14 protein-coding genes, 1 pseudogene and 1 riboswitch are annotated in these 21,259 nt (G+C 60.8%); of the genes and pseudogenes, 8 read left to right on the top strand and 7 right to left on the bottom strand.

The window, feature by feature from the left end; all coding sequences use genetic code 11:
• Positions 1 to 54: 54 nt before the first annotated feature.
• Positions 55 to 252: pseudogene (locus BMZ10_RS28290) on the bottom strand (HAMP domain-containing protein); the annotation flags it as partial.
• 1,380 nt (positions 253 to 1,632) lie between these two features.
• Between BMZ10_RS28290 and BMZ10_RS12730 the strand changes: the two are divergent.
• Positions 1,633 to 2,451, top strand: a complete 819-nt coding sequence (locus BMZ10_RS12730) for a M48 family metallopeptidase (protein WP_093462312.1) — start codon at positions 1,633 to 1,635, stop codon at positions 2,449 to 2,451.
• Between the two features lie 45 nt (positions 2,452 to 2,496).
• Here the strand turns inward: BMZ10_RS12730 and BMZ10_RS12725 are convergent, their stop codons facing one another.
• The 3 genes from BMZ10_RS12725 to BMZ10_RS12715 all read right to left on the bottom strand — a co-directional run bounded on the left by BMZ10_RS12725 (position 2,497) and on the right by BMZ10_RS12715 (position 5,474).
• Positions 2,497 to 3,081 carry a TMEM165/GDT1 family protein gene (locus BMZ10_RS12725; RefSeq protein ID WP_093462308.1) on the bottom strand — a complete coding sequence of 195 codons (585 nt, stop codon included), beginning with the start codon at positions 3,079 to 3,081 and terminating at the stop codon, positions 2,497 to 2,499.
• Between the two features lie 90 nt (positions 3,082 to 3,171).
• Positions 3,172 to 3,291, bottom strand: a riboswitch (yybP-ykoY riboswitch).
• Positions 3,292 to 3,331: 40 nt separating this feature from the next.
• Positions 3,332 to 4,330, bottom strand: a complete 999-nt coding sequence (locus tag BMZ10_RS12720) for a class I SAM-dependent methyltransferase (protein WP_093462305.1) — start codon at positions 4,328 to 4,330, stop codon at positions 3,332 to 3,334.
• 178 nt (positions 4,331 to 4,508) lie between these two features.
• Positions 4,509 to 5,474 carry a 2-hydroxyacid dehydrogenase gene (locus BMZ10_RS12715; RefSeq protein WP_093462303.1) on the bottom strand — a complete coding sequence of 322 codons (966 nt, stop codon included), beginning with the start codon at positions 5,472 to 5,474 and terminating at the stop codon, positions 4,509 to 4,511.
• 88 nt (positions 5,475 to 5,562) lie between these two features.
• Between BMZ10_RS12715 and BMZ10_RS12710 the strand changes: the two genes are divergently transcribed.
• The 5 genes from BMZ10_RS12710 to BMZ10_RS12690 all read left to right on the top strand — a co-directional run bounded on the left by BMZ10_RS12710 (position 5,563) and on the right by BMZ10_RS12690 (position 14,952).
• Entirely contained in the window at positions 5,563 to 6,192 is a 630-nt protein-coding gene (locus BMZ10_RS12710) for a LysE family translocator (RefSeq protein ID WP_093462300.1), read from the top strand.
• 243 nt (positions 6,193 to 6,435) lie between these two features.
• On the top strand, positions 6,436 to 8,112 hold the full coding sequence (locus tag BMZ10_RS12705; protein ID WP_093462297.1) for a fatty acid--CoA ligase: 1,677 nt from the start codon (positions 6,436 to 6,438) through the stop codon (positions 8,110 to 8,112).
• A gap of 367 nt (positions 8,113 to 8,479) precedes the next feature.
• Positions 8,480 to 10,417 carry a DUF1302 domain-containing protein gene (locus BMZ10_RS12700; protein ID WP_093462294.1) on the top strand — a complete coding sequence of 646 codons (1,938 nt, stop codon included), beginning with the start codon at positions 8,480 to 8,482 and terminating at the stop codon, positions 10,415 to 10,417.
• Positions 10,418 to 10,431: 14 nt separating this feature from the next.
• Complete coding sequence (locus BMZ10_RS12695; RefSeq protein ID WP_177182105.1) at positions 10,432 to 11,796, top strand: DUF1329 domain-containing protein; 1,365 nt, start codon at positions 10,432 to 10,434, stop codon at positions 11,794 to 11,796.
• A gap of 393 nt (positions 11,797 to 12,189) precedes the next feature.
• Positions 12,190 to 14,952, top strand: coding sequence for a helix-turn-helix transcriptional regulator (locus tag BMZ10_RS12690; protein ID WP_093462288.1), 2,763 nt, complete (start codon positions 12,190 to 12,192; stop codon positions 14,950 to 14,952).
• 30 nt (positions 14,953 to 14,982) lie between these two features.
• On the opposite strand, the gene BMZ10_RS12685 is transcribed toward BMZ10_RS12690, so the two are convergent.
• Entirely contained in the window at positions 14,983 to 16,194 is a 1,212-nt protein-coding gene (locus tag BMZ10_RS12685; RefSeq protein ID WP_093462286.1) for a cyclic di-GMP phosphodiesterase, read from the bottom strand.
• A 393-nt stretch (positions 16,195 to 16,587) separates the two neighbouring features.
• Between BMZ10_RS12685 and BMZ10_RS12680 the strand changes: the two genes are divergently transcribed.
• Together BMZ10_RS12680 and BMZ10_RS12675 are read left to right on the top strand one after the other, a co-directional pair.
• Positions 16,588 to 17,232 carry an MBL fold metallo-hydrolase gene (locus tag BMZ10_RS12680; RefSeq protein WP_093462283.1) on the top strand — a complete coding sequence of 215 codons (645 nt, stop codon included), beginning with the start codon at positions 16,588 to 16,590 and terminating at the stop codon, positions 17,230 to 17,232.
• Between the two features lie 110 nt (positions 17,233 to 17,342).
• Positions 17,343 to 18,044 carry a YiaD family glycine zipper/OmpA-like lipoprotein gene (locus tag BMZ10_RS12675; RefSeq protein WP_093462280.1) on the top strand — a complete coding sequence of 234 codons (702 nt, stop codon included), beginning with the start codon at positions 17,343 to 17,345 and terminating at the stop codon, positions 18,042 to 18,044.
• Between the two features lie 108 nt (positions 18,045 to 18,152).
• On the opposite strand, the gene BMZ10_RS12670 is transcribed toward BMZ10_RS12675, so the two are convergent.
• Together BMZ10_RS12670 and pta are read right to left on the bottom strand one after the other, a co-directional pair.
• Entirely contained in the window at positions 18,153 to 19,052 is a 900-nt protein-coding gene (locus BMZ10_RS12670; RefSeq protein ID WP_093462277.1) for an acyltransferase, read from the bottom strand.
• A gap of 81 nt (positions 19,053 to 19,133) precedes the next feature.
• Positions 19,134 to 21,227: a phosphate acetyltransferase gene (pta, locus tag BMZ10_RS12665; RefSeq protein WP_093462274.1), complete on the bottom strand. Its 2,094-nt coding sequence runs from the start codon at positions 21,225 to 21,227 to the stop codon at positions 19,134 to 19,136.
• Between the last annotated feature and the right edge of the window lie 32 nt (positions 21,228 to 21,259).

Here is a 21,259-nt window from a genome sequence, read left to right as displayed (position 1 = left end):
GCTGACCTTCTGCACCGAGGTCACCACCTGGCTGATCATCACCTGCAGTTTGCTCAGGAACGTGTTGAAACCGATGGCGATGGCGCCCAGTTCGTCGGCGCGATCGCTGGTGAGGCGGCGAGTGAGGTCGCCCTCGCCCTTGGCGATGTCGTCGAGCATGGCGACCATTTGCTTGAGCGGGCGGGCGATGCCTCGGCCGACGAACCAGACGATCAGCAGCCCCAGTGCGGCGATCAGCAGACCGACCACCATCATGCCGAAGATATCGGTCTCGCGTTGATGCTTGAGGTCCTTCTGCAACTGCTGAAGGTCGGCCATGACCGCATCGAGAGGCATGCGCATCATCAAGGTCCAGCGTGCGTCGGTGTTGCCGATGGCGAAAGGCAGGTACAGCTCGATGTGGCCGTGAGCCTTGTCGATGTCGTAACGTACTTCACCTCTGGTGATCGTGCTCAGGTTGGCGACTTCGTTGGCGTCGAGGATGTCGCTGGCTTTTTCGCCGAGCTTGCTCGTGTCCTTGGTGTAGGCGACCAGGCGGCCGTTGGTGGCGATCAGGGCCATATCGCCAGCGCCGTCGTACAGCTTTTTGTCGGCGCTCTCGAGCATGTCCTGAATGAAGTTCACCGACAGGTCGGCGCCGACGATGCCCTGGAACTGGCCGTTGAGCATGATGGGCTCGATGAACGAAGACAGCATGACCATCTTGTCGCCGACTTTGTAGGGCGCCGGGTCGATCACACAGGCCTTGCGTGTCTCCCGCGAGCACAGGTAGTACTCGCTGGAACGGATGCCGGTCGACAGGATCTTCTGATCCTCAAGGCTGGCAAGCTTTTCCAGATTGAACGTGCCGTCCGGCTTGCGATACCACCAGGCCATCATGCGGCCGTCCTTCGGGTCGACACCGATCATCGACGAGCCCACGTAGGCCGCGTCGTTACGGTCCAGCGCGTCGTGTTCCCAGCCGATGTAGGCGCCGAGAATCTTCGGATTACGGACGACGGTTTCGTGCAGCACATTGAGCAGCTGCTCACGGCTGAGGGTCAGGGCCGGCTCACCTTTGGCGTCCTTCATGCCCAGCAAGGCGTTGGTCGTGGCCAGCGCCGCGGCGGTCTGCAGCGGCGCTTCGAGTTCGCGCTGGATTTCACTGGCCTGCGTGCGCGCAATGGCGCTCAGACGTTGCTCGACCGCTTGCTCGAACTGCGACGTGGTGCGCTGCTCGACCATTTCCTGGGTACGCGCCCCTGAAAACAGGGCGAACAGCACGAGAGCAACCACGACGCTGAGGACGATGGAGCCCGCCAGAGCGGCAACGGAAAACTGGATCGACTTGAACTTCATAGGAACTCCGGACGTGGAATTACGCCTGAAGGGGATATCGCCTTGCGGCGGCGAAGCATGAGATGGATCCGACGAAATGGGCGTTTTTGATTGGGTTTCGTCGTTGCTGGATAAGTCGAGTGCGCGCCCCGGATATGAAGGGCTGCAGCTGCCCTTCGAATGAACGCACCGGTATTTCGAATCTGTTACGGATGTGTGTTTTTTTGTGTTGCGGCACATGGCAAACGGCTGGCATCTGGTGCTCCGGCCACGCAGCCCCTAGGATGAGCGCCATTGTTTCAATGGAGATACGTGATGCGTAGGACTTTTGCCCTTTGTGCCGTTGCAGCAGCCTTGCTGGTTGCAGGATGTCAGGCGGTCAACACCACCAGCGGCGACTCGGTCGGTGTCGAGCGCAAGCAATACATGTTCAGCATGCTGTCGACCGATGAGGTCAACCAGATGTATGCCCAGTCTTACCAACAGACGGTCAGCGAGGCGTCGTCCGAAGGCGTGCTGGATAACAGCAGCGCAGAGGCCAAGCGCGTTCAGGCCGTGGCCAAGCGGCTGATCGCTCAAGCCCCGAAGCTGCGACCCGATGCAGCGCAATGGCAATGGGATGTGAACCTGATCAAGAGCGACGAGCTCAATGCCAACTGTGGTCCGGGCGGCAAGATCATCGTCTACAGCGGGCTGATCGATACGCTCAAGCTCAGCGACGACGAGCTGGCGGCGGTCATGGGGCACGAGATTGCGCACGCCCTGCGCGAGCACGGACGTGAAGCCATGTCCAAGGCGTACGGCATTCAAATGGCCAAACAGGGCGCCGGCGCGCTGCTGGGATTGGGGCAAGACAGCCTGGCGCTCGCTGACACGGTCGTCAATTACAGCCTGACCCTGCCGAACAGCCGCGCCAACGAGAACGAGGCCGACCTGCTGGGTCTGGAGCTTTCAGCCCGCGCCGGTTACAACCCAAACGCTGCAATTACGTTGTGGCAGAAAATGCAGGCCCAGGCCGGGGCTTCCCAGCCTGAGTTCATGAGCACGCACCCGGCATCGACCAACCGGATTGCGTCGTTGCAAGCGGCGATCCCCAAGGTGATGCCGCTGTATCAGCAGGCGCCGAAGTCTTGATGCAGCGCTGATCAGGCGCACTCTTGCAGGGACGCGGCATTCGGGTTACACCCAGCCGCTGACCTGCATCGCTTTGTACACCGCCACGACGGCCAGAATGAAGAACGCGCCCGCCGCCAGGCGACGGATCAGGGTCAGCGGCAATTTCTCTGCGGCGAAGTTACCGGCCAGTACCACCGGCACGTTGGCCAGCAGCATGCCTAGCGTGGTGCCCAGAATCACCAGCCACAGATAAGAATATTGCGCCGCCAGCATCACTGTGGCGATCTGCGTCTTGTCACCGATTTCAGCCAGGAAGAACGCGATCAGGGTGGTCATGAACGGCCCGAACTTGCGCGCGGTGTTCGCTTCGTCGTCGTCCATTTTGTCCGGCACCAGCGTCCACAGCGCGGTGGCGGTGAAACTTGCTGCCAGCACCCAGTGCAGCATCGCGTCCGAAAAGAAGCTGCTGAACCAGGCGCCAACGGCACCTGCGGCAGCATGGTTTGCCAGCGTGGCCGCGACGATACCGCCGATGATGGGCCAGGGCTTGCGAAAGCGTGCAGCGAGAATGAGCGCGAGGAGTTGGGTCTTGTCACCGATTTCGGCCAGTGCGACGACGGCGGTGGGGACCAACAGGGATTCCAGCATCAGGGTTTTCCTAAGGGGCGGGTCGACACGGCTATGACACGTACAGCCTCCCCGCCCCGGGTCAGGATGTTCGTGTCATAGGTCTTGTCAAACCTCCGATCCGTCTGGGCGGATCTGGGGTCGCACGCACCATGGTCTGTGGACCAAGTATGTTGATGCGCGCCGGACGAGCATGGCGCTCGTGGGAGACTACTCCCCTAGGACGGTGCGGATTCTGCCTACACGCATAGCGTTCGGCAAGCGGTAATTTTCACGCACGCTTGGCGCGATAGACCCGGAAGCCCTGACCCTCTGACATGATTGCACAGGTTCCAAGATGAGCTTCAATGATCGGCTGATACCGCAGGAAGCTGTTGGCAACCAGACGCAGTTCACCTCCTTTTTTCAGATGTTCGCGCGCTTTTCGCAACAGGTTTTCGGTCGCCGCGTAATCGGTGTGAACTCCGGTGTGGAAGGGGGGATTGGTCAGAATTGCATCAAGATGTTCAGGCGCGGCGTCAATGCCATCGCCGGTCAGCACCTCTGCTTCGAGGCCGTTGGCGGCGAGCGTCAGGCGGCTGCTGGCGGTGGCAAACGCATCGACGTCGAGCATCGTGACGGTCATCTGCGGATTGCGACGTTTCACCGCGGCCCCCAGTACGCCCGCGCCGCAGCCGAAGTCGAGCAAGTGGCCGCTCGGCAAACGGTCGATATTTTCCAGCAACAGCGCCGAGCCACGGTCCAGTCGCCCATGGCTGAACACGCCGGGCAGGCTGACGACTTTCAGGGGGCCGCCGTCCAGGTCGATGTCGAAGTGCTTCGCCAGGCTGTCGAGCTCCACAGCCTGCGGGGCGTATTCCACGGTGACCTGCCATAGTTGGCAATGACGAGCGCTGTCGAGCTTGCGCGCCCGCCCGAACGGACTCAATTGCCGCGCCGCCGCTTCGATACCTGCGCGCTTTTCGCCAACCAGAAACAGCTCGCGACCTTGCAATCTGGACGCCAGCGCGTTGAGCAGATAGTCGGTCAGGTCCTTGGCTTTGGGTAAAAACAGCACTGCGGCTTCAAAAGGTTCGACCGGTGCCTCGGTGCCGAAGTGCGTGCGTCCTGGAAAACGGGCCTGCAACGCCGCGAAATCTCCGGCATGCCAGCTCCAGCCCCGAGCGTCAGGGAGCCTGCCCGGCAGGTCGTCGGCGGGCAAGCCCGTCAGCAACAAGGAGCCCTGAAACAAATCGGCCTGACGGAGTAACACTTCACTGCGCGGATCCATCTTCGGCTCCTCGAAAAAAGGGCGAAGTTTATCAGGAGAATGCAGCGAAGACAGGGAGCGCCCCGTGAACGGGCAAGTGCGCGATGCGCGAGTCAGTGTGCTCTCGAAGGTAACGCGCCCCGTTCACACCGTCAGCATTGTCGCGATAAGCTCGCTCCGCCCCGAACGGTGATGGTCCTCAGCTGACCACACGCAGGGGCTGTCCGGCATAGAACGCCTGGGCGTTCTCATTCACTTGCCCGACGATCCGCTGCCGTGCTTCCTGGCTGCCCCAGGCGCTGTGCGGCGTGATGATCAGCCGTGGGATATCGCCGGACAACAGCGGATTACCGTTGACCGGAGGCTCGACCGTCAGCACGTCGGTGGCCGCGCCGCCCAGATGACCGTTGCGCAGGGCGTCGGCCAGCGCCTGCTCGTTGATCAGGCCGCCGCGCGCGGTATTGACGATGAACGCCTTCGGTTTCAGCAGGCTGAGTTCATGGGCGCCAATCATGTCGCGGGTGTGTTCGTTGAGCGGGCAGTGCAGCGTCAGCGCATCCACTTGCGGCAGCAACTCGTGCAGCGGCACGCGATCCGGCCGGGCGGGGCGACCGGGAATCTGTCCCGGGACGACACGCATGCCGAAGGCTTGCGCCAGTTTCGCCACCGCCCCGCCGAGCTCGCCGTGCCCCAGCAGGCCCAGGGTTTTGCCCTCCAGTTCGACAATCGGGAAATCCAGCAGGCAGAACTGTTTTGATTTCTGCCACTGTCCCTGATGAATCGCCTGCTGGTAATCCGGCAGACGGGTCGCCAGCGCCAACAGCAGCATCAACGTGTGCTGTGCCACCGACGGCGTGCCGTAACCCTGACAGTTGCTCACAACGACGCCATGTTCGCGCGCGGCCTGCAGATCCACATTGTTCACGCCCGTCGCGGTCACCAGCACCAGTTTCAGATCCGGGCATGCGGTGAACGTCGCGGCGTCGATCATGATCTTGTTGGAAATCGCGACCTGCGCGCCCTGCAACCGCTCGATAACCTGCTCGGGCGTCGTGCTGGCATGCAGTACCAGTTCGGCAAAGGTCTCACGCCAGGGAGTAAGGTCCAGATCGCCCAGATCCAGAGAGGTATGGTCCAGGAAAACTGCTCTACGTTGACTCGACATCAGCTGTACCTTTTTCTGGGTTGACAGGAGGCGTAAGGTAGCGAGCCTATCAGAGCCTGCCGCTCACCAAAACGCCTGGAGCCCCTTCATGTACTGGACGGAATTTCTCACCGTTGCGCTGATTCACCTGCTCGCTGTTGCCAGTCCCGGCCCGGATTTCGCCGTGGTGGTGCGCGAAAGCGTGACTCACGGGCGCAAAGCCGGCACTTACACCGCCATGGGCGTGGGCACCGCGATTTTCCTGCACGTGGGGTATTCGTTGCTGGGGATTGGCCTGATCGTGTCGCAGTCCATCGTGCTGTTCAATGCGCTGAAATGGGCGGCTGCGGCGTACCTTCTGTACATTGGCTTCAAGGCCCTGCGCGCCAGACCTGCCGGCTCTTCCAACGCGCCTGTCGATATCGCCAAGGGCGAGCGGACGGCGCGCGGAGCTTACACGGCAGGGTTCGTGACCAATGGCCTGAACCCCAAAGCAACCCTGTTTTTCCTGTCCCTGTTCACTGTCGTGATCAACCCGCATACGCCGATGCTGGTTCAAGCCGGATACGGCGTGTATCTCGCGTTCGCGACGGGGCTCTGGTTCTGTATGGTGGCGCGCCTGTTCAGCCAGCCCCGCGTGCGCGCAGGGTTTGCCCGAATGGGACACTGGTTTGACCGCGCCATGGGCGGGGTATTGGTGGCGTTGGGTGTGAAACTGGCCCTGACCGAGATGCATTGATCGCTTGGCGGGAGTGAGTGCGCTCACTCCCGCTGTGCCATTTGCGGCACTTGTAAATGATCCGCCTTCCTCTTCCCGCCGATTGCGGCAGGCCGTCTCACGACCGATTTGCCCTTTCAAATGGCGTTATGCCTACAGGGTCATTCGTCCACAGAATCATCCCTTTGGCTGATTTGACTGGCGAGCGAAGGCCCTAGAGTGCATATTTTCAGCACCGCCTATGCATCTTGAAAAGGGATTCCTATGCTGCAGACCCGCGTGATTCAGCCCGCCGATGGCGCGTACCAGTATCCGCTGTTGATCAAACGTCTGCTGATGTCCGGCGGGCGGTATGAAAAGACACGGGAAATCGTCTATCGGGATCACTCGCGCTATTCGTATCTGACGCTCAACGAGCGGATCTGTCGACTGGCGAATGTGCTGACCGAGGCGGGGGTAAAAGCGGGCGATACAGTGGCGGTCATGGATTGGGACAGCCACCGGTATCTGGAATGCATGTTCGCGATCCCCATGATCGGCGCGGTGATCCACACCATCAACGTGCGACTGTCTCCTGATCAGATCCTCTTCACCATGAACCACGCCGAAGACAAGTTCGTGCTGGTCAACAAAGAATTCCTGCCGCTCTATAAATGCTTTGAGAGCAAGCTGACCACGGTCGAAAAGACCTTGCTCATCACCGACACGCAAGACACGAGCGCCGACTTGCCTAACTTGGTGGGTGAATACGAAACGCTGCTGGCGGCCGCCAGCCCGACGTACCAGTTCGAGGATTTCGACGAGAACTCGGTGGCCACCACTTTCTACACGACCGGCACCACGGGCAATCCGAAGGGCGTGTATTTCACCCATCGTCAGTTGGTCCTCCATACGATGGCGGTGGCGACCATCATGGGCAGCGTCGAGGGCATGCTCGGTGGAGACAAGGTCTACATGCCCATCACGCCGATGTTTCACGTTCATGCCTGGGGCGTGCCGTACGCGGCCACGATGCTCGGCGCCAAACAGGTCTATCCGGGACGCTATGATCCCGAATTGCTGGTGGAGCTGTGGCGCAAGGAGAAGGTGACGTTCTCGCATTGCGTGCCGACCATCATGCAAATGGTGCTCAATGCCAAAGCGGCCAAGGACGTCGACTTCACCGGCTGGAACATCATCATCGGCGGCAGTTCGCTCAACCGTTCGCTGTATGAAGCCGCCAAGGCGCGTGGCATTCAGCTGACGGCGGCATACGGGATGTCCGAGACCGGTCCGCTGGTGTCCGTCGCGCACCTGAATGACGAACTGATGGCGGGCAGCGAGGACGAACGCACGACGTATCGCATCAAGGCTGGCGCGCCCGGCGTGCTGGTCGAGGCAGCAATCGTCGATGCCGAGGGCAATTTCCTGCCCTCCGATGGCGAAACCCAGGGCGAACTGGTGCTGCGTGCGCCGTGGCTCACCGAAGGGTATTACCGCGAGCCGGACAAGGGCGCCGAGCTCTGGGCCGGTGGCTGGCTGCACACTGGCGATGTCGCGACGCTGGACAGCATGGGCGGCATCGACATTCGCGACCGCATCAAGGACGTGATCAAGACCGGGGGCGAGTGGGTGTCGTCGCTGGAGCTGGAAGACCTCTGCAGTCGTCATCCGGGGGTGCGCGAGGTGGCGGTAGTGGGCATCGCCGATCCACAGTGGGGCGAGCGGCCTTTCGCGCTGCTGGTTGCCCGTGAAGGCCACGTCATCGATGCCAAGGCACTGAAAGAACATCTCAAGCCATTCGTGGAGCAGGGCCACATCAACAAATGGGCCATTCCAAGCCAGATCGCCCTTGTTACCGAAATTCCCAAGACCAGCGTCGGCAAGCTCGACAAGAAGCGCATCCGCCTGGACATCGTCGAATGGCAAAGCACCAACAGCGCGTTCCTCTCCACCCTCTGAGCTGATTTTCGGGCGGACATTGTCAGGGTTTTCGGCCCTGACGATGTGCCGCGAAGGCTCTCGCCCGCCGTCTTGCTTGCCAAATTCTCAAATTCAGCCATCCTCCCCCTGCCGCTGAGCCGGTACGCCGAAATCGGCGTGTTAGAGGCTTCGACGCTGCAAATCACACTTTAGAGGGATCAAGTCATCCCACCTGCTGGATATAGTCGGCAGTAGGTTGAAACCGGAGAAAAACGCCGGATCGTTTCGCAGCTTTACATGGGCTGCCCGATCAGCGTTGACACCCAGGCACTGCGGACAAATCCGCCTGAGTCGTTTCTGGAAGCACCCACTGCCAAAAAAAATAAAAGCACATGGAGTAGCGTCGATGACATCAGCAAACCTGTTCTGGCGCCGGGCAAAACTGCCTCTGGCCGTCAGCCTCGCTTCCACGCTCGCCGGCCCTGCATTCGGCGTCAGTTTCAACATCGGTGAAATCGAAGGTAACTTCGACTCGTCGCTCTCCATCGGCGCCAGTTGGTCCACCGAGAACGCCAACAAGAACCTGATCGGGGCCAATAACGGCGGCCATGGCCTGTCGCAGACCTCCGACGATGGCCACCTGAACTTCAAAAGCGGCGAGACGTTTTCGAAGATTTTCAAGGGCATCCACGATCTGGAGCTCAAGTACGGCGACACCGGCGTGTTCCTGCGAGGCAAGTACTGGTATGACTTCGAGCTCAAGGATGAAGGCCGCGACTTCAAGGACATCAGTGATTCGGGCCGGAAAGAGGGCGCCAAGTCGTCAGGTTTCGAGCTGCTCGACGCGTTCGTCTATCACAACTACTCCATCGCCGATGAGCCGGGTTCGGTGCGTCTGGGCAAGCAAGTGGTCAACTGGGGTGAAAGCACATTCATCCAGGGCGGTATCAACAGCATCAACCCGGTGGACGTCTCCGCGTTCCGCCGGCCTGGCTCGGAAATCAAGGAAGGCCTGATTCCGGTCAACATGTTCTACCTGTCCCAGAGCCTGACCGAAAACCTCTCTGCAGAGGGTTTCTATCAGTTGGAATGGGACCAGACGGTCGTCGATAACTGCGGGACATTCTTCTCCCAGCCTGACGTGATTGCCGACGGTTGCTCCAACAACCTGGCGGTGTTGCGCAGTCAGGCCGGCCTGAACACCGCACTGACCAACGCCGGTCTGCCGGCACCTTTGCGCGGCGCGGTATTTAATACGCTGGGCCAGCAGGGCGTGAACTTCGGCAACCCGGATGAGGGCGCCGTCGTGCGTCGCGGCCCTGACCGGGATGCTCGCGACAGCGGCCAGTATGGCTTCGCCATGCACTACAACTTCGAGCCGCTGGACACCGAGTTCGGCGCCTATTACATGAACTACCACAGCCGCCTGCCGATCTTCAGCGGCAAGGGCGCGCCTGCCGGTGCCTACAGCCCGGCAGCGCTGGCCGCCGCGCTCGCGGGCAATGGCGTGCCGGGTATCGCCATTCCGGGGCTGGTCACCCAGTTGCTGCCAGTGGTGGTTGCCGCCAACTCCAGCTACTACGTCGAATACCCTGAAGACATCCACCTGTTCGGTCTGAGTTTCTCCACCACGTTGCCCACCGGCACAGCGTGGAGCGGCGAAATCAGCTACCGGCCCAACGCGCCCGTCCAGCTCAACACCACCGACATCCTGTACTCAGGCCTGTCGCCGCTGAACCCGAACGTCTCGCTGTTGCAGGGCACGCCAGGCCAGGATCAGAAGGGCTATCGCCGCAAAGAGATCAGTCAGGCGCAGACCACCTTCACGCACTTCTTCGACCAAGTGATGGGCGCCGAACGTCTCACGGTCGTTGGCGAAGTGGGCTGGACGCACGTCGGTGGTCTGGAAAGCACGTCCAAACTGCGTTACGGCCGAGACCCGAGCTACGGCCCCGGCCCGCTGCCTAACGGCCAGTGCCAGACCCTCAACGCCGGTACGCTGGCGGGCGCTGCGCTGAACAACCTTAGCCGTTACTGCGAGAACGACGGGTTCACCACTACCGATTCGTGGGGCTACCGCGCCCGCGCCATCTGGGACTACAACAACGTGTTCGCCGGTGTGAACCTCAAGCCAAGTGTGGCCTGGTCTCATGACGTCGACGGTTACTCGCCAGGCCCTGGCGGTAACTTCGAAGAAGGCCGCAAAGCGGTCAGCCTGGGTCTGGAAGCGGAATATCAGAACACCTACACCGCCAACCTTTCCTACACCAACTTCTTCGACGGCAAATACACCACGGTGGATGACCGCGATTTCGTGGCGCTCAGCTTCGGTATGAACTTCTAAGGACAATTATGAAAATGAAAATCTCGAAGGGTCTGTTGCACGTCGGCGTACTGGGTCTGTCCCTGCTGGCGACCGGGGTGATGGCAGCCGTTTCCGAATCCGATGCTGCCAAGCTGGGCACGACACTGACCCCAATGGGCGCCGAAAAGGCAGGCAACGCGGCGAACACCATTCCGGCCTGGAGCCCGATGCCGACCAACGCGGGCGCGGTGGACGACAAGGGCTTCCTGGCCAACCCTTACGCCAACGAAAAACCGCTGTTCACCATCACCGGCCAGAACGTGGATCAATACAAGAACAACCTCGCCCCGGGCCAGTACGCGATGTTCAAGCGCTACCCGGACACGTTCAAGATGCCAGTCTATCCGTCCCACCGGGGCGCGACCGTTCCGGCCGATGTGTTTGCCGCCATCAAGAAAAACGCCACCAATACCAAGCTGGTTTCCGGCGGTAACGGTCTGGAAAACTTCGAGACCGCCGTGCCGTTTCCGATTCCCAAGGACGGCCTGGAGGTGATCTGGAACCACATCACCCGTTATCGCGGCGGCAGCGTCAAGCGGCTGGTGGTTCAGGCCACACCGCAAACCAACGGGTCTTTCAGCCCGGTGTACTTCCAGGACCAGTTCGTGTTCCGCGACAAGATGAAGGATTTCGATCCGAAAAATCCAGGCAACGTGCTGTTCTACTTCAAGCAGGAAGTCACCGCACCGGCGCGTCTGGCCGGAACGGTGCTGCTGGTGCACGAAACCCTCGATCAGGTGAAGGAGCCGCGTTCTGCGTGGGTGTACAACGCCGGTCAGCGTCGCGTGCGTCGCGCCCCGCAAGTGTCCTATGACGGACCGGGTACAGCCGCCGACGGCCTGCGTACGTCCGACAACCTGGACATGTACAACGGCGCGCCGGACCGTTACGACTGGAAACTCATCGGCAAGCAGGAAATGTACATCGCAGCCGATAGCTACAAGCTCGACGATCCGAAGCTCAAATATGCCGACATCATCAAGGCCGGACACATCAACCAGGACCTGGCGCGCTATGAGTTGCGTCGCGTCTGGCACGTGACCGCAACGCTGAAGGAAGGTCAGCGTCACATCTACGCCAAGCGTGATTTCTTCATCGACGAAGACACCTGGCAGGCAGCGGTGATCGACCATTACGACGGTCGTGGTCAATTGTGGCGCGTGGCCGAAGCGCACGCCGAGAACTACTACGACAAGCAAGTGCCGTGGTATGCACTTGAAACGATCTATGACCTGCAGTCGGGACGTTATCTGGCACTGGGCATGAAAAACGAAGAGAAGCGTGCCTACGACTTCGGTTTCACCGCCACCACCAGCGACTTCCAGCCCAACGCGCTTCGCCAGGAAGGCGTGCGTTAAGGTCTGAACGAACAGGCGCAGAGTCGTGCAACGTTGATCACAGCTACAGCGCACCGTGGTCCTGCGCCGCTTTGAAAAGAAACGCCCCGATCCGTCGGGGTGTTTCGAGCGGGCCGTGACGTCGCTCAGGTCAGCGTGACCTCATCGGCGAACCATCGCCCGGTCCAGCCAGACGTACAATTGGCACCCTCCATTCGCGAATGAATCGCCTCCCGTCGCGTTCATTGGCACCTCAGCGTCATCTCCCCCAAAACATATGAAGCGACATTCGCGGTGTTGATTGGATATGTTTTCTTACAGTCTTTCGTCGAACAATCTTCAAAAGCCATCACATAGCCGCTAGTCTCCCGACATCTGAACGCCGAATAACAAGCACTTCTACAAGAGCCGGCCATGACTGATCTGTCGCGTTTGCAAGGATTCGCAAATCACGCAGTCACTGCATTGGAGGGACGTTTCTACCGCCCGCCACTGCCTGACGGCTACGTCGCGCGCCCCCGTCTGTGTGAGCGATTGAGCGCCGGTCTGTCCGGGCGACTGCTGCTCGTCTGCGCGCCAGCCGGGTTTGGAAAGAGCTCCCTGGCGGTCGAGTTCTGCGAGAACCTGCCGGATCAATGGCAAAACCTGTGGCTGGGACTGAGTCATCGAGACAGCGATCCAGGCCGCTTCCTCGAGCGTCTTCTCTCCGGCCTTCAGCAATATTTCCCTCAATTGGGCGGCCAGGCGCTGGGGCTGCTCAAAATGCGTCAACGTCATCAGCCGTTTGCCTTCGAGGAGTGGCTGGACGGGCTGCTCGACGAACTCGCCATGCACCTGATATTGAGTAAACCGCTGCTGCTGGTGCTCGATGATTATCATCTGGTCCAGGGCCCGGTGCTCGACCGTTGCCTGCAATTTCTCCTGAATCATCTGCCCGCGGGCCTCGTCGTGATGGTCACCAGCCGCCAGCGCCCCGACTGGCATCTGGCGCGCCTGCGGCTGTCCCGGCAACTGCTCGAGTTGTCCGAGCACGACCTGCGTTTGACTGACGACGAATCCCTCGCCGTGCTCGATCAGCAGCGCAATTCGCTGTCCGAGGATGCCTTGCGCAATCTGTTGCAGCGCAGTGAAGGCTGGGTCGCCGGCTTGCGCTTTTGGTTGCTGGCGGCGAGCGAGGCCGGCAGCAACACGCTGACACAGGGACTCAACGGCGGCGAAGGCCTGATTCGCGACTACTTGCTCGAAGAGGTCATCGACTGTCTGCCTGCCGACGTTCAGACCTTCCTTTATGAAACCGCGTGCCTTGAGCGATTCAGCAGTGCGCTGTGTAACGCGGCACGTGACAGCCATGACAGCGCCGAAATGCTCGGTTACCTGCAAGCCCATCAGGTCTTTCTGGTGCCGCTGGATGAAAACGGCCGCTGGTTTCGTTATCACCACCTGTTTTCCGATCTGCTGCGTGCACGCGCCGGCACCAGCCTCGCGCCTCAGCAACGGCGGCTTCACCTCAACGCCTGTCGCTGGTTCAGCGAGCAGGGGCTGCTCGACGAGGCCATTGAGCAAGCACTGCGTGCCGGGCATCTGGACGTTGCCGCCAATCTGGTGCAGAACCTTTCCGAGGAGCAACTGCTCGCCGAGCAGAACGTCGGCATGCTCCTGCGCTGGAAGATGGACCTGCCCGACAGCCTGCTGGTCAGCACACCTCGCCTGATCGTGCTGTATGCGTGGGCCTTGGGGCTGGCGTGCCAGCTGGACGCTGCCGAAGAACTGGGCAATCAGCTCAGCCGGTTTCTGCCGGCGCCCTCGGCCACCGCGCAGAACTCCATGCTGGCCCAATGGCTGGCGCTCAGCGGCATCATCGCGCGCGGGCGTGGCGACAGCGATACTGCCCAGCGTTATTGCACCGAGGCGTTGGCGACGCTGCCCCACAAGCGGTACGGGCAAAGGTTGGTGTGCCTGTCGACGCTGGCGAATCTGGCGATCACCGGAGGCGATTTGTGGCGCGCGCGTGCCTTGAATCGCGACGCCCTGGAGCTGGCGCAGCGGGTTGCCAATCCATTGTTTGAAGCGCTGGCGCATTATGACCGCGCGCGTACGTTGCAGGCCCGTGGTGAAGCGCTTCGTTCGATGGAAGAAGTGCGCCAGGGGCTGCGGCGGCTGAGCGGATTGTCTTCGCAACGACTGTACGCCGTGCGTGCCCGGCTGACGCTGTACGAAGGCTATCTGCTGGTGCAGTTTCTTCAGCCGCAAGCGGGAAGGGAGCGCCTGAACGCAGGCCTGACTGAAGCGCGCGCCTGTCGCGACATCAGCGTATTGATCGGGCACTGCGTGATCGCCGGAATGGAAGGGCGGGAAGGGCGTTTTGCCGAAGCCTTCGCCGAGCTGGCTGAGGCCGAGCGATTGATGCATATCTGGGATGTGCCGCCGGTTTATTACCTGGCGATGATCACGTTGACCAAATGCGAACTGTGGCTGGCGCAAGGCCGTATCGATCTGGCCGACGCCTGGTTGCTGCGCCTGGGCCAGACCTATGGCGGCGATCAGCCGGCGGCTGCTCCGGAATGCATGCCGCAGATGCCTCAGCAGATCGCGCTGTTGCAGGCGTCCCTCGATGCCATTCAGGGCCGCCCCGAGCGATCGGCCGAGCGGCTGCGAGACTTGAAAGCCCAGGCAGATCAGGTCGGTGCGGGGCTGGTCGGGTTGTACGCGGCAAGCCAGCATTGCCTGCTGTCACTCGAGACCGACGATCACCCTCAAGCGGCGAAGCTGCTGGGCCAGAGCCTGGAGCTGGCGAGCGGGGGCGCGGTGCTGCCGCTTCACGGCGTGATCCATAAATATCCCGACTGGCTGCGCGAGCAGTTATCCAGGCGCCCGACGTGTCGGCTGGTCGATTACCTGCTCACGCAACTGCCGCACTCGAGCCCCGGCAAGGAGCTTCCCTGCGCGCGTGTCATCAGTGAGCCTGCGGCCTGCAGCGGGCCCGATTACCTCAGCGCAAGGGAACTGAGCGTGCTGCAGCTCATCGCTCAGGGCTGTTCGAATCAGGAAATCAGCGACCGGTTGTTCATCTCTCTGCATACCGTCAAGACCCACGCCAGCCACATCAACAGCAAGCTCGGCGTGGAGCGCCGCACGCAAGCGGTGGCCCGCGCGCAAGAGCTGGGCCTGCTGGGATAGATCAGGCAGCGGCCGTGCGCAGGCCGTCGGTCATCCTGCAGGACAGCCCGCCCACATCTCATCGACGTTGTGCATGCCCCAATCCTCCGCGAGTTCGAATTTGACAATGGCGTCCTGTTCTTGCGCACAGGCGAGGTTGATGACCTCGGGCGTGAACGGGATGCGGGTCTTGGCCGACATGAATAGCTTCACTTTGGGATGCAGCAGCGATTTTTCACCCTGTTCAATGACAATGCCAAGCCGCTCGCTCTTCAGACGGACCAGCGCGCCCACTGGATAAATGCCGACCGTCTTGACGAAGTGCTGGAAGATTTTCTCGTCAAAATGCCCTTTCCATGAGGCCATCTCCCGGACCGACCTGGCCGCATCCCAGCCTTTCTTGTAGGGCCGGTCTGACGTCACGGCGTCATAGACATCGCAGATTGCACCCATACGAGCCAGCTGACTGATCTGCTCGCCCTTCAAACCATGGGGATAGCCACTGCCGTCGACCTTTTCATGATGATGCAGGCACACATCCATGACCGCGTGGGTCACTTGCTGACAACCCTGAAGAATTTCGAGTCCTGCCTGGGGGTGATGCTTCATCGCTTCGAATTCATCGAAGGTCAGGCGATCGGGTTTATTGAGGATGGTGTTGGGGATCATCATCTTGCCAACGTCGTGCATCAGCCCGGCGACGCCGGCCTCGCGCACTTGCTCCTCATCCAGATTCATCTGGCGCGCAAGCGCAACCATCAGCGCGCACACCGCCACTGAATGCATGTAGGTGTATTCATCGGACGTTTTAAGACGGGACAGACTGATCAGCGCGTGAGGATGGCGCATCACTGACGTCGAAATTTCTTCGACCAGCAGATCGACGTCTTCGGTGTTCATCGAGCGACCCATGCGTGCGTCGCTGAACATGGTCATGACGGCCGCTTTGGCCCGGCCGCAAATCAGTCTGGCGCGAGCCAGTTCCTGTTCCATGCTGGCTGGCGAGGTATCGGAATCGCTTTCGCTGTCGCAGGCCGTTGTCGGGCCCGAGGCCAGAATGCTGCTCTGTTCGGCAGGGCTTTTGCCCAGTCGGGTGTCAATCCACACCTCACGCGTGGAGGCCTGAATCTGGCGCAACACCGCCTCGTCTCGCAGCTCCCGCTCCACGTGGGACGTCCAGAACGGGTCGTTGATCCGGGGGCGGCAGAATTCGTGGATGTACATGCCCAGAGTAAGGTCGGAAACCGCGATTTTTCTTAGCATGAAAGCCTGCTCTACGCTGTTGCTGAGCTGCCTTGCGGGTGCATTGAGTCGACGTCTTATCACCTCAAATGACGCACTATCCGTGTAGTCGCGCAATGCCAGTATATGAGCGCGTTAGTGAAAAATATATCGCGGCAACAAAAATATATTTGTTTGCTTAAAATCGAATTTAGTCAATAAAATCAGTATTTTGCATAACAATTCTTTGAATGGTTCGAATGAGTTACAAAAGATTTTAGTGATTTAATAAAAGTCAGACTATTCAAGCCCGTGTCGCATTAGTTCTCATGCAAATAGTTGGCGTTGCAACTAATTGTTCGCCGGTCTGGCGCGGCGGGCTGACGTCTCCCCCTGGCTGCGTCAGAATGCGTCACCCCCTTTACAGGAATCACCATGCAGCCCGCCAAGCCTCAGTTGATCCGCGAAACCTTCCCCGTCGGGCCGTTGCAGTGCAACTGCACGATCATCGGCGATCCCGTCACCCGGCAGGCCGTTGTCGTAGATCCGGGCGGCAACCATGAGCTGATTCTCGCCAGGCTTGAAGCACACGGGTTGAAGGTCGTGAGCATCATTCACACCCACGCGCATCTGGACCATTTCCTGGCGTCGGGGCAATTGAAGGAGAAGACCGGCGCAACCTTGCACCTGCACAAAGAGGATCAGTTTCTGTGGGACAACCTCGAAACCCAGTGTCAGGTGTTTCGCGTGCCGTACGTTCCTGTCCCTGCGCCGGATCGTTGGCTGGCGGACGACGAAGAACTCGCTTGCGGCTGCGGCGTGGCGCTGCACACGCCCGGACATACGCCCGGCTCGATGAGTTTCTGGTTTGCGGATGCCAAGCTGTTGATCGCGGGCGATACGCTGTTCAAGCGCGGTGTGGGCCGAACCGATCTGTGGGGCGGCGACCAGGCCACGATCGTGCGCTCTATCAAGCAGCGCTTGTACACGCTCGATGAGGATGCAATCGTGGTGACCGGGCACGGACCGGACACGCGACTGGGTGACGAAATGCGTGAGAATCCTTTCGTCAGAGCGTAGCGCTGTTCAGGCCTGGTTAAGGAATTTTTGACGGTTGCCGTGCTCTAATCGCGCAAATCGTTCGGTCTTCTTTTGTTGGCCGTAGAAAAGCAAAACAGGAGCTTTCCTTGATGTTGACCTTTCGCCGTTTGACCATCGCTGCCACTGCGCTGGCCATGTTGTCTGGCTGCGCTTCGCAGAATCCGTATGACAATCAGGGGCAGGCGCAAAATTCGGGCGGCGTGAGCAAAACCGCCAAATACGGCGGCCTGGGCGCGCTGGCCGGTGCCGTCGCTGGTGCCGCAATCGACCACAATAACCGCGGCAAAGGCGCCTTGATCGGCGCGGCGCTGGTCGGTGCAGGCGCAGCGGGTTATGGCTATTACGCAGACAAACAGGAAGCCGCCCTGCGCGCCAGCATGGCCAATACCGGCGTGGAAGTTCAGCGTGAAGGCGACAACATCAAGCTGGTCATGCCAGGCAACATCACGTTCGCGACCGACTCCTCGGCCATCGCCAGCAGCTTCTACTCGCCTTTGAACAACCTGGCGGGTTCGTTGAAACAGTACAACCAGAACATGATCGAGATCGTCGGTTACACCGACAGCACGGGCAGCCGTCAGCACAACATGGACCTGTCCCAACAGCGCGCGCAGAGTGTTGCGACCTACCTGACGTCCCAAGGCGTGGATGCCTCGCACCTGTCGGTCCGCGGGGCAGGGCCTGATCAGCCGATCGCGAGCAACGCCGACGTCAACGGTCGCGCTCAGAACCGTCGTGTCGAGGTCAACCTCAAGCCTATTCCAGGGCAGCAGTACCAACAGCAGCAGTAAGCTGGCGACGCCATGCTAAAAGCCCCGGCCTGAGTGCCGGGGTTTTTTATGGGCGGGCGCTATGTGCCGAGCGTTTACTCAGGCGAGTTGAACGGTACCGCGAGCTGGTCAGCCCGGGTATCGCTCGTGCATCTGTGCCAGCAACGCATCTTTGTCTTCCCACATGCGGTTGATCCACTGCTGGAATTCCAGGCGGTACGCGTCATCCTGGTCGTAGCTTTTGCCAATGAACTGCGGCGGAATCGGCACTTCTTCGAAATGCGCGACCACTTCGCGCACGTTCCCGCACAGCAGGTCCCAATAACCGGGCTGGCCCGCTGGGTAATGAATGGTGACGTTGACGATCGATTCCAACTGCTCGCCCATGGCATCGAGCACGAACGCGATGCCGCCGGCCTTGGGCTTGAGCAGATAGCGGAACGGGGAGTTCTGCTGCGCGTGCTTGGCCCGGGTAAAGCGCGTGCCTTCGACGAAATTGAAGATGCCGACCGGGTTGTTTCGAAATTTCGCGCAGGTGCGGCGGGTCGTCTCCAGGTCCTTGCCTTTCTTTTCCGGGTGTTTGGCCAGGTAGGCCTTGCTGTAACGCTTCATGAACGGAAAGCCCAGCGCCCACCACGCCAGCCCGATCACAGGCACCCAGATCAGCTCTTGTTTGAGGAAGAATTTCAGCGGGCGGATGCGCCGGTTAAGCACGTACTGCAGCACCATGATGTCGACCCAGCTCTGGTGATTGCTGGTCACCAGATAAGAGTGCTGATAATCCAGGCCTTCCAGACCGCTCAGGTGCCAGCGGGTATGACCCAGCAGGTTCATCCAGGCATTGTTGTTGCTGATCCAGGCTTCGTGAATGTGGCTCATGAGCCAGTCAGTGACCTTTTGCGCGGCAGTGAAAGGCAGGCACAGCTTGAAGATCGCGACGACGAACAGCGGGGTGCAGCAGACGATGGTGTTGAGCGCCAACAGCAGCGAGGCAATGACGCCACGCAAAGGGGCGGGCAAGAAATCCATGAGGGATCGAACTCCGAGGCAAGACAGCCGCCGGTGGGTTCCGGCGGCGTTATTGTGAGTGAAGGATATTGCAGGCCGACGTTATTGAGGCAAAGTCGCCGCCTGAATCGCAGTCAGGGCGATGGTATACACGATGTCATCGACCTGCGCGCCCCGCGGAAGGTCGTTTACGGGTTTGCGCAAGCCTTGCAGCATCGGGCCCAGGCTGACGCAGTCCGCACTGCGCTGCACTGCCTTGTATGTAGTGTTGCCGGTGTTCAGGTCAGGAAAGACGAACACGTTGGCGCGACCGGCCACCGGGCTGTCCGGCGCCAGTTGGCGGGCGACGGTTTCGTTGGCAGCGGCGTCATATTGCAGCGGTCCGTCGATGAGCAGACCGCGCTGCGTCTCCCGAGCCAGTTGCGTGGCTTCGCGAACCTTTTCCACTTCCTCTCCGCTGGCCGAGTTACCGCTTGAGTAGCTGATCATCGCGACGCGCGGGGCCAGTCCGAATGCCACGGCAGAGTCAGCACTCTGCACGGCGATCTCGGCCAGCTCACTGGCGGTCGGGTGCGGGTTCATGATGCAGTCGCCGTACACCAGCACTTGCTCAGGGAACAGCATGAAGAACACCGATGACACCAGGGTGCAGCCCGGCGCGGTCTTGATCAGTTGCAGTGCCGGCCGGATGGTGTTGGCGGTGGAGTGAATCACCCCGGAAACCAGGCCGTCGACCTCATCGAGCGCCAGCATCATGGTGCCGATCACCACCGGATCTTCCAGCTGTTGCTCGGCCATCGGCGCGTTGAGCGCCTTGTTCCTGCGCAGGTCGACCATCGGCGCTACATAGCGCTCGCGCACCTCGTCCGGATCGAGAATTTCCAGCCCCGGCGGCAACTCGATGCCCTGCGCGCGCGCGACCGCGTGCACTTCTTCGGGTTTGGCCAGCAGCACGCAGCGGGCAATTCCGCGCGCCTGACAAATGGCGGCAGCCTGTACGGTGAGGGGCTCGGCACCTTCGGGCAACACGATGCGCTTGTTCGCCGCTTGAGCGCGCTGAATCAGTTGGTAACGGAAGACGGCGGGTGACAGGCGCATCTCACGCGGCGTGCCACAGCGCTGATGCAGCCAGTTGGCGTCCAGGTGGCTGGCGACGAAGTCAGTGATGATCTCCGCGCGCTCGCGGTCGTCGATGGGGATTTCCTTGTTGAGCTGGTTGAGCTGGTTGGCGGTGTCATACGACCCTGTACTCACTGAGAGCACCGGCAGACCCGCCTGCAGCGCGCCTCGGCACAGGTCCATGATGCGCGGGTCGGGCAGGGTATCGCTGGTCAGCAACAATCCGGCGAGCGGCACGCCATTGAGTGTCGCCAGGCTCACGGCCAGGATGATGTCGTCGCGATCGCCCGGCGTCACCACCAGCACGCCCGGCTTGAGCAGTTGCAGCGTATTGAGCACGGTTCGCGCGCAGATGATGATCTTCGACATGCGCCGTTGTTCGTAGTCGCCGGCGTTGATCACCTGCGCGCCCAGCAGGTCTGCCACGTCTCGGGTGCGAGGGGCGTTGAGATCGGCCTGGAACGGGATGCAGCCCAGCAGGCGGAAGTCGCCGCTGCGCAACAACGGGGAATGCTCTTTGAGGCGCGCCGAAAACGCCTCCATGCTCTCATCGGTGCGCACCTTGTTGAGGATCACGCCCAGCACTTTCGGGTCCTTGGGGCCGCCAAACATCTGCGCCTGAAGCTCCACGCGGCCCGACAGTTCGGTCAGGACCTCGTTTTCCGGCGCCGAGACCAGAATCACTTCCGCATCCAGCGCCTTGGCCATGTGCAGATTGACCCGGGCGGCGTAGCTCGCGCTGCGGGTCGGCACCATGCCTTCGACGATCAGCACATCGCGGCCGACCGAGGCCTGCTGATAGAGGCTGATGATTTCTTCGAGCAACTCATCGAGCTGGCCCTCGCCAAGCATCCGCTCAACATGCGCCAGGCCAAGCGGCTTGGGCGGTTTGAGGCCATGAGTGCGGGCGACCAGCTCGGTCGAGCGCTCCGGGCCCAGGTCGCCGGGATGGGGCTGGGCGATGGGCTTGAAAAAACCGACTTTAAGTCCGGCGCGCTCCAGGGTGCGCACCAGTCCAAGGCTGATGGACGTCAAACCCACGCCAAAATCAGTGGGCGCGATAAAGAAAGTCTGCATGCGGGCTTCTCGAAAGTGAGCGTGCAAAGGTC

It is taken from the genome of Pseudomonas sp. NFR16 (assembly GCF_900108875.1).
Lineage (GTDB): Bacteria > Pseudomonadota > Gammaproteobacteria > Pseudomonadales > Pseudomonadaceae > Aquipseudomonas.
This window is presented reverse-complemented; position numbering and strand designations above follow the sequence as displayed.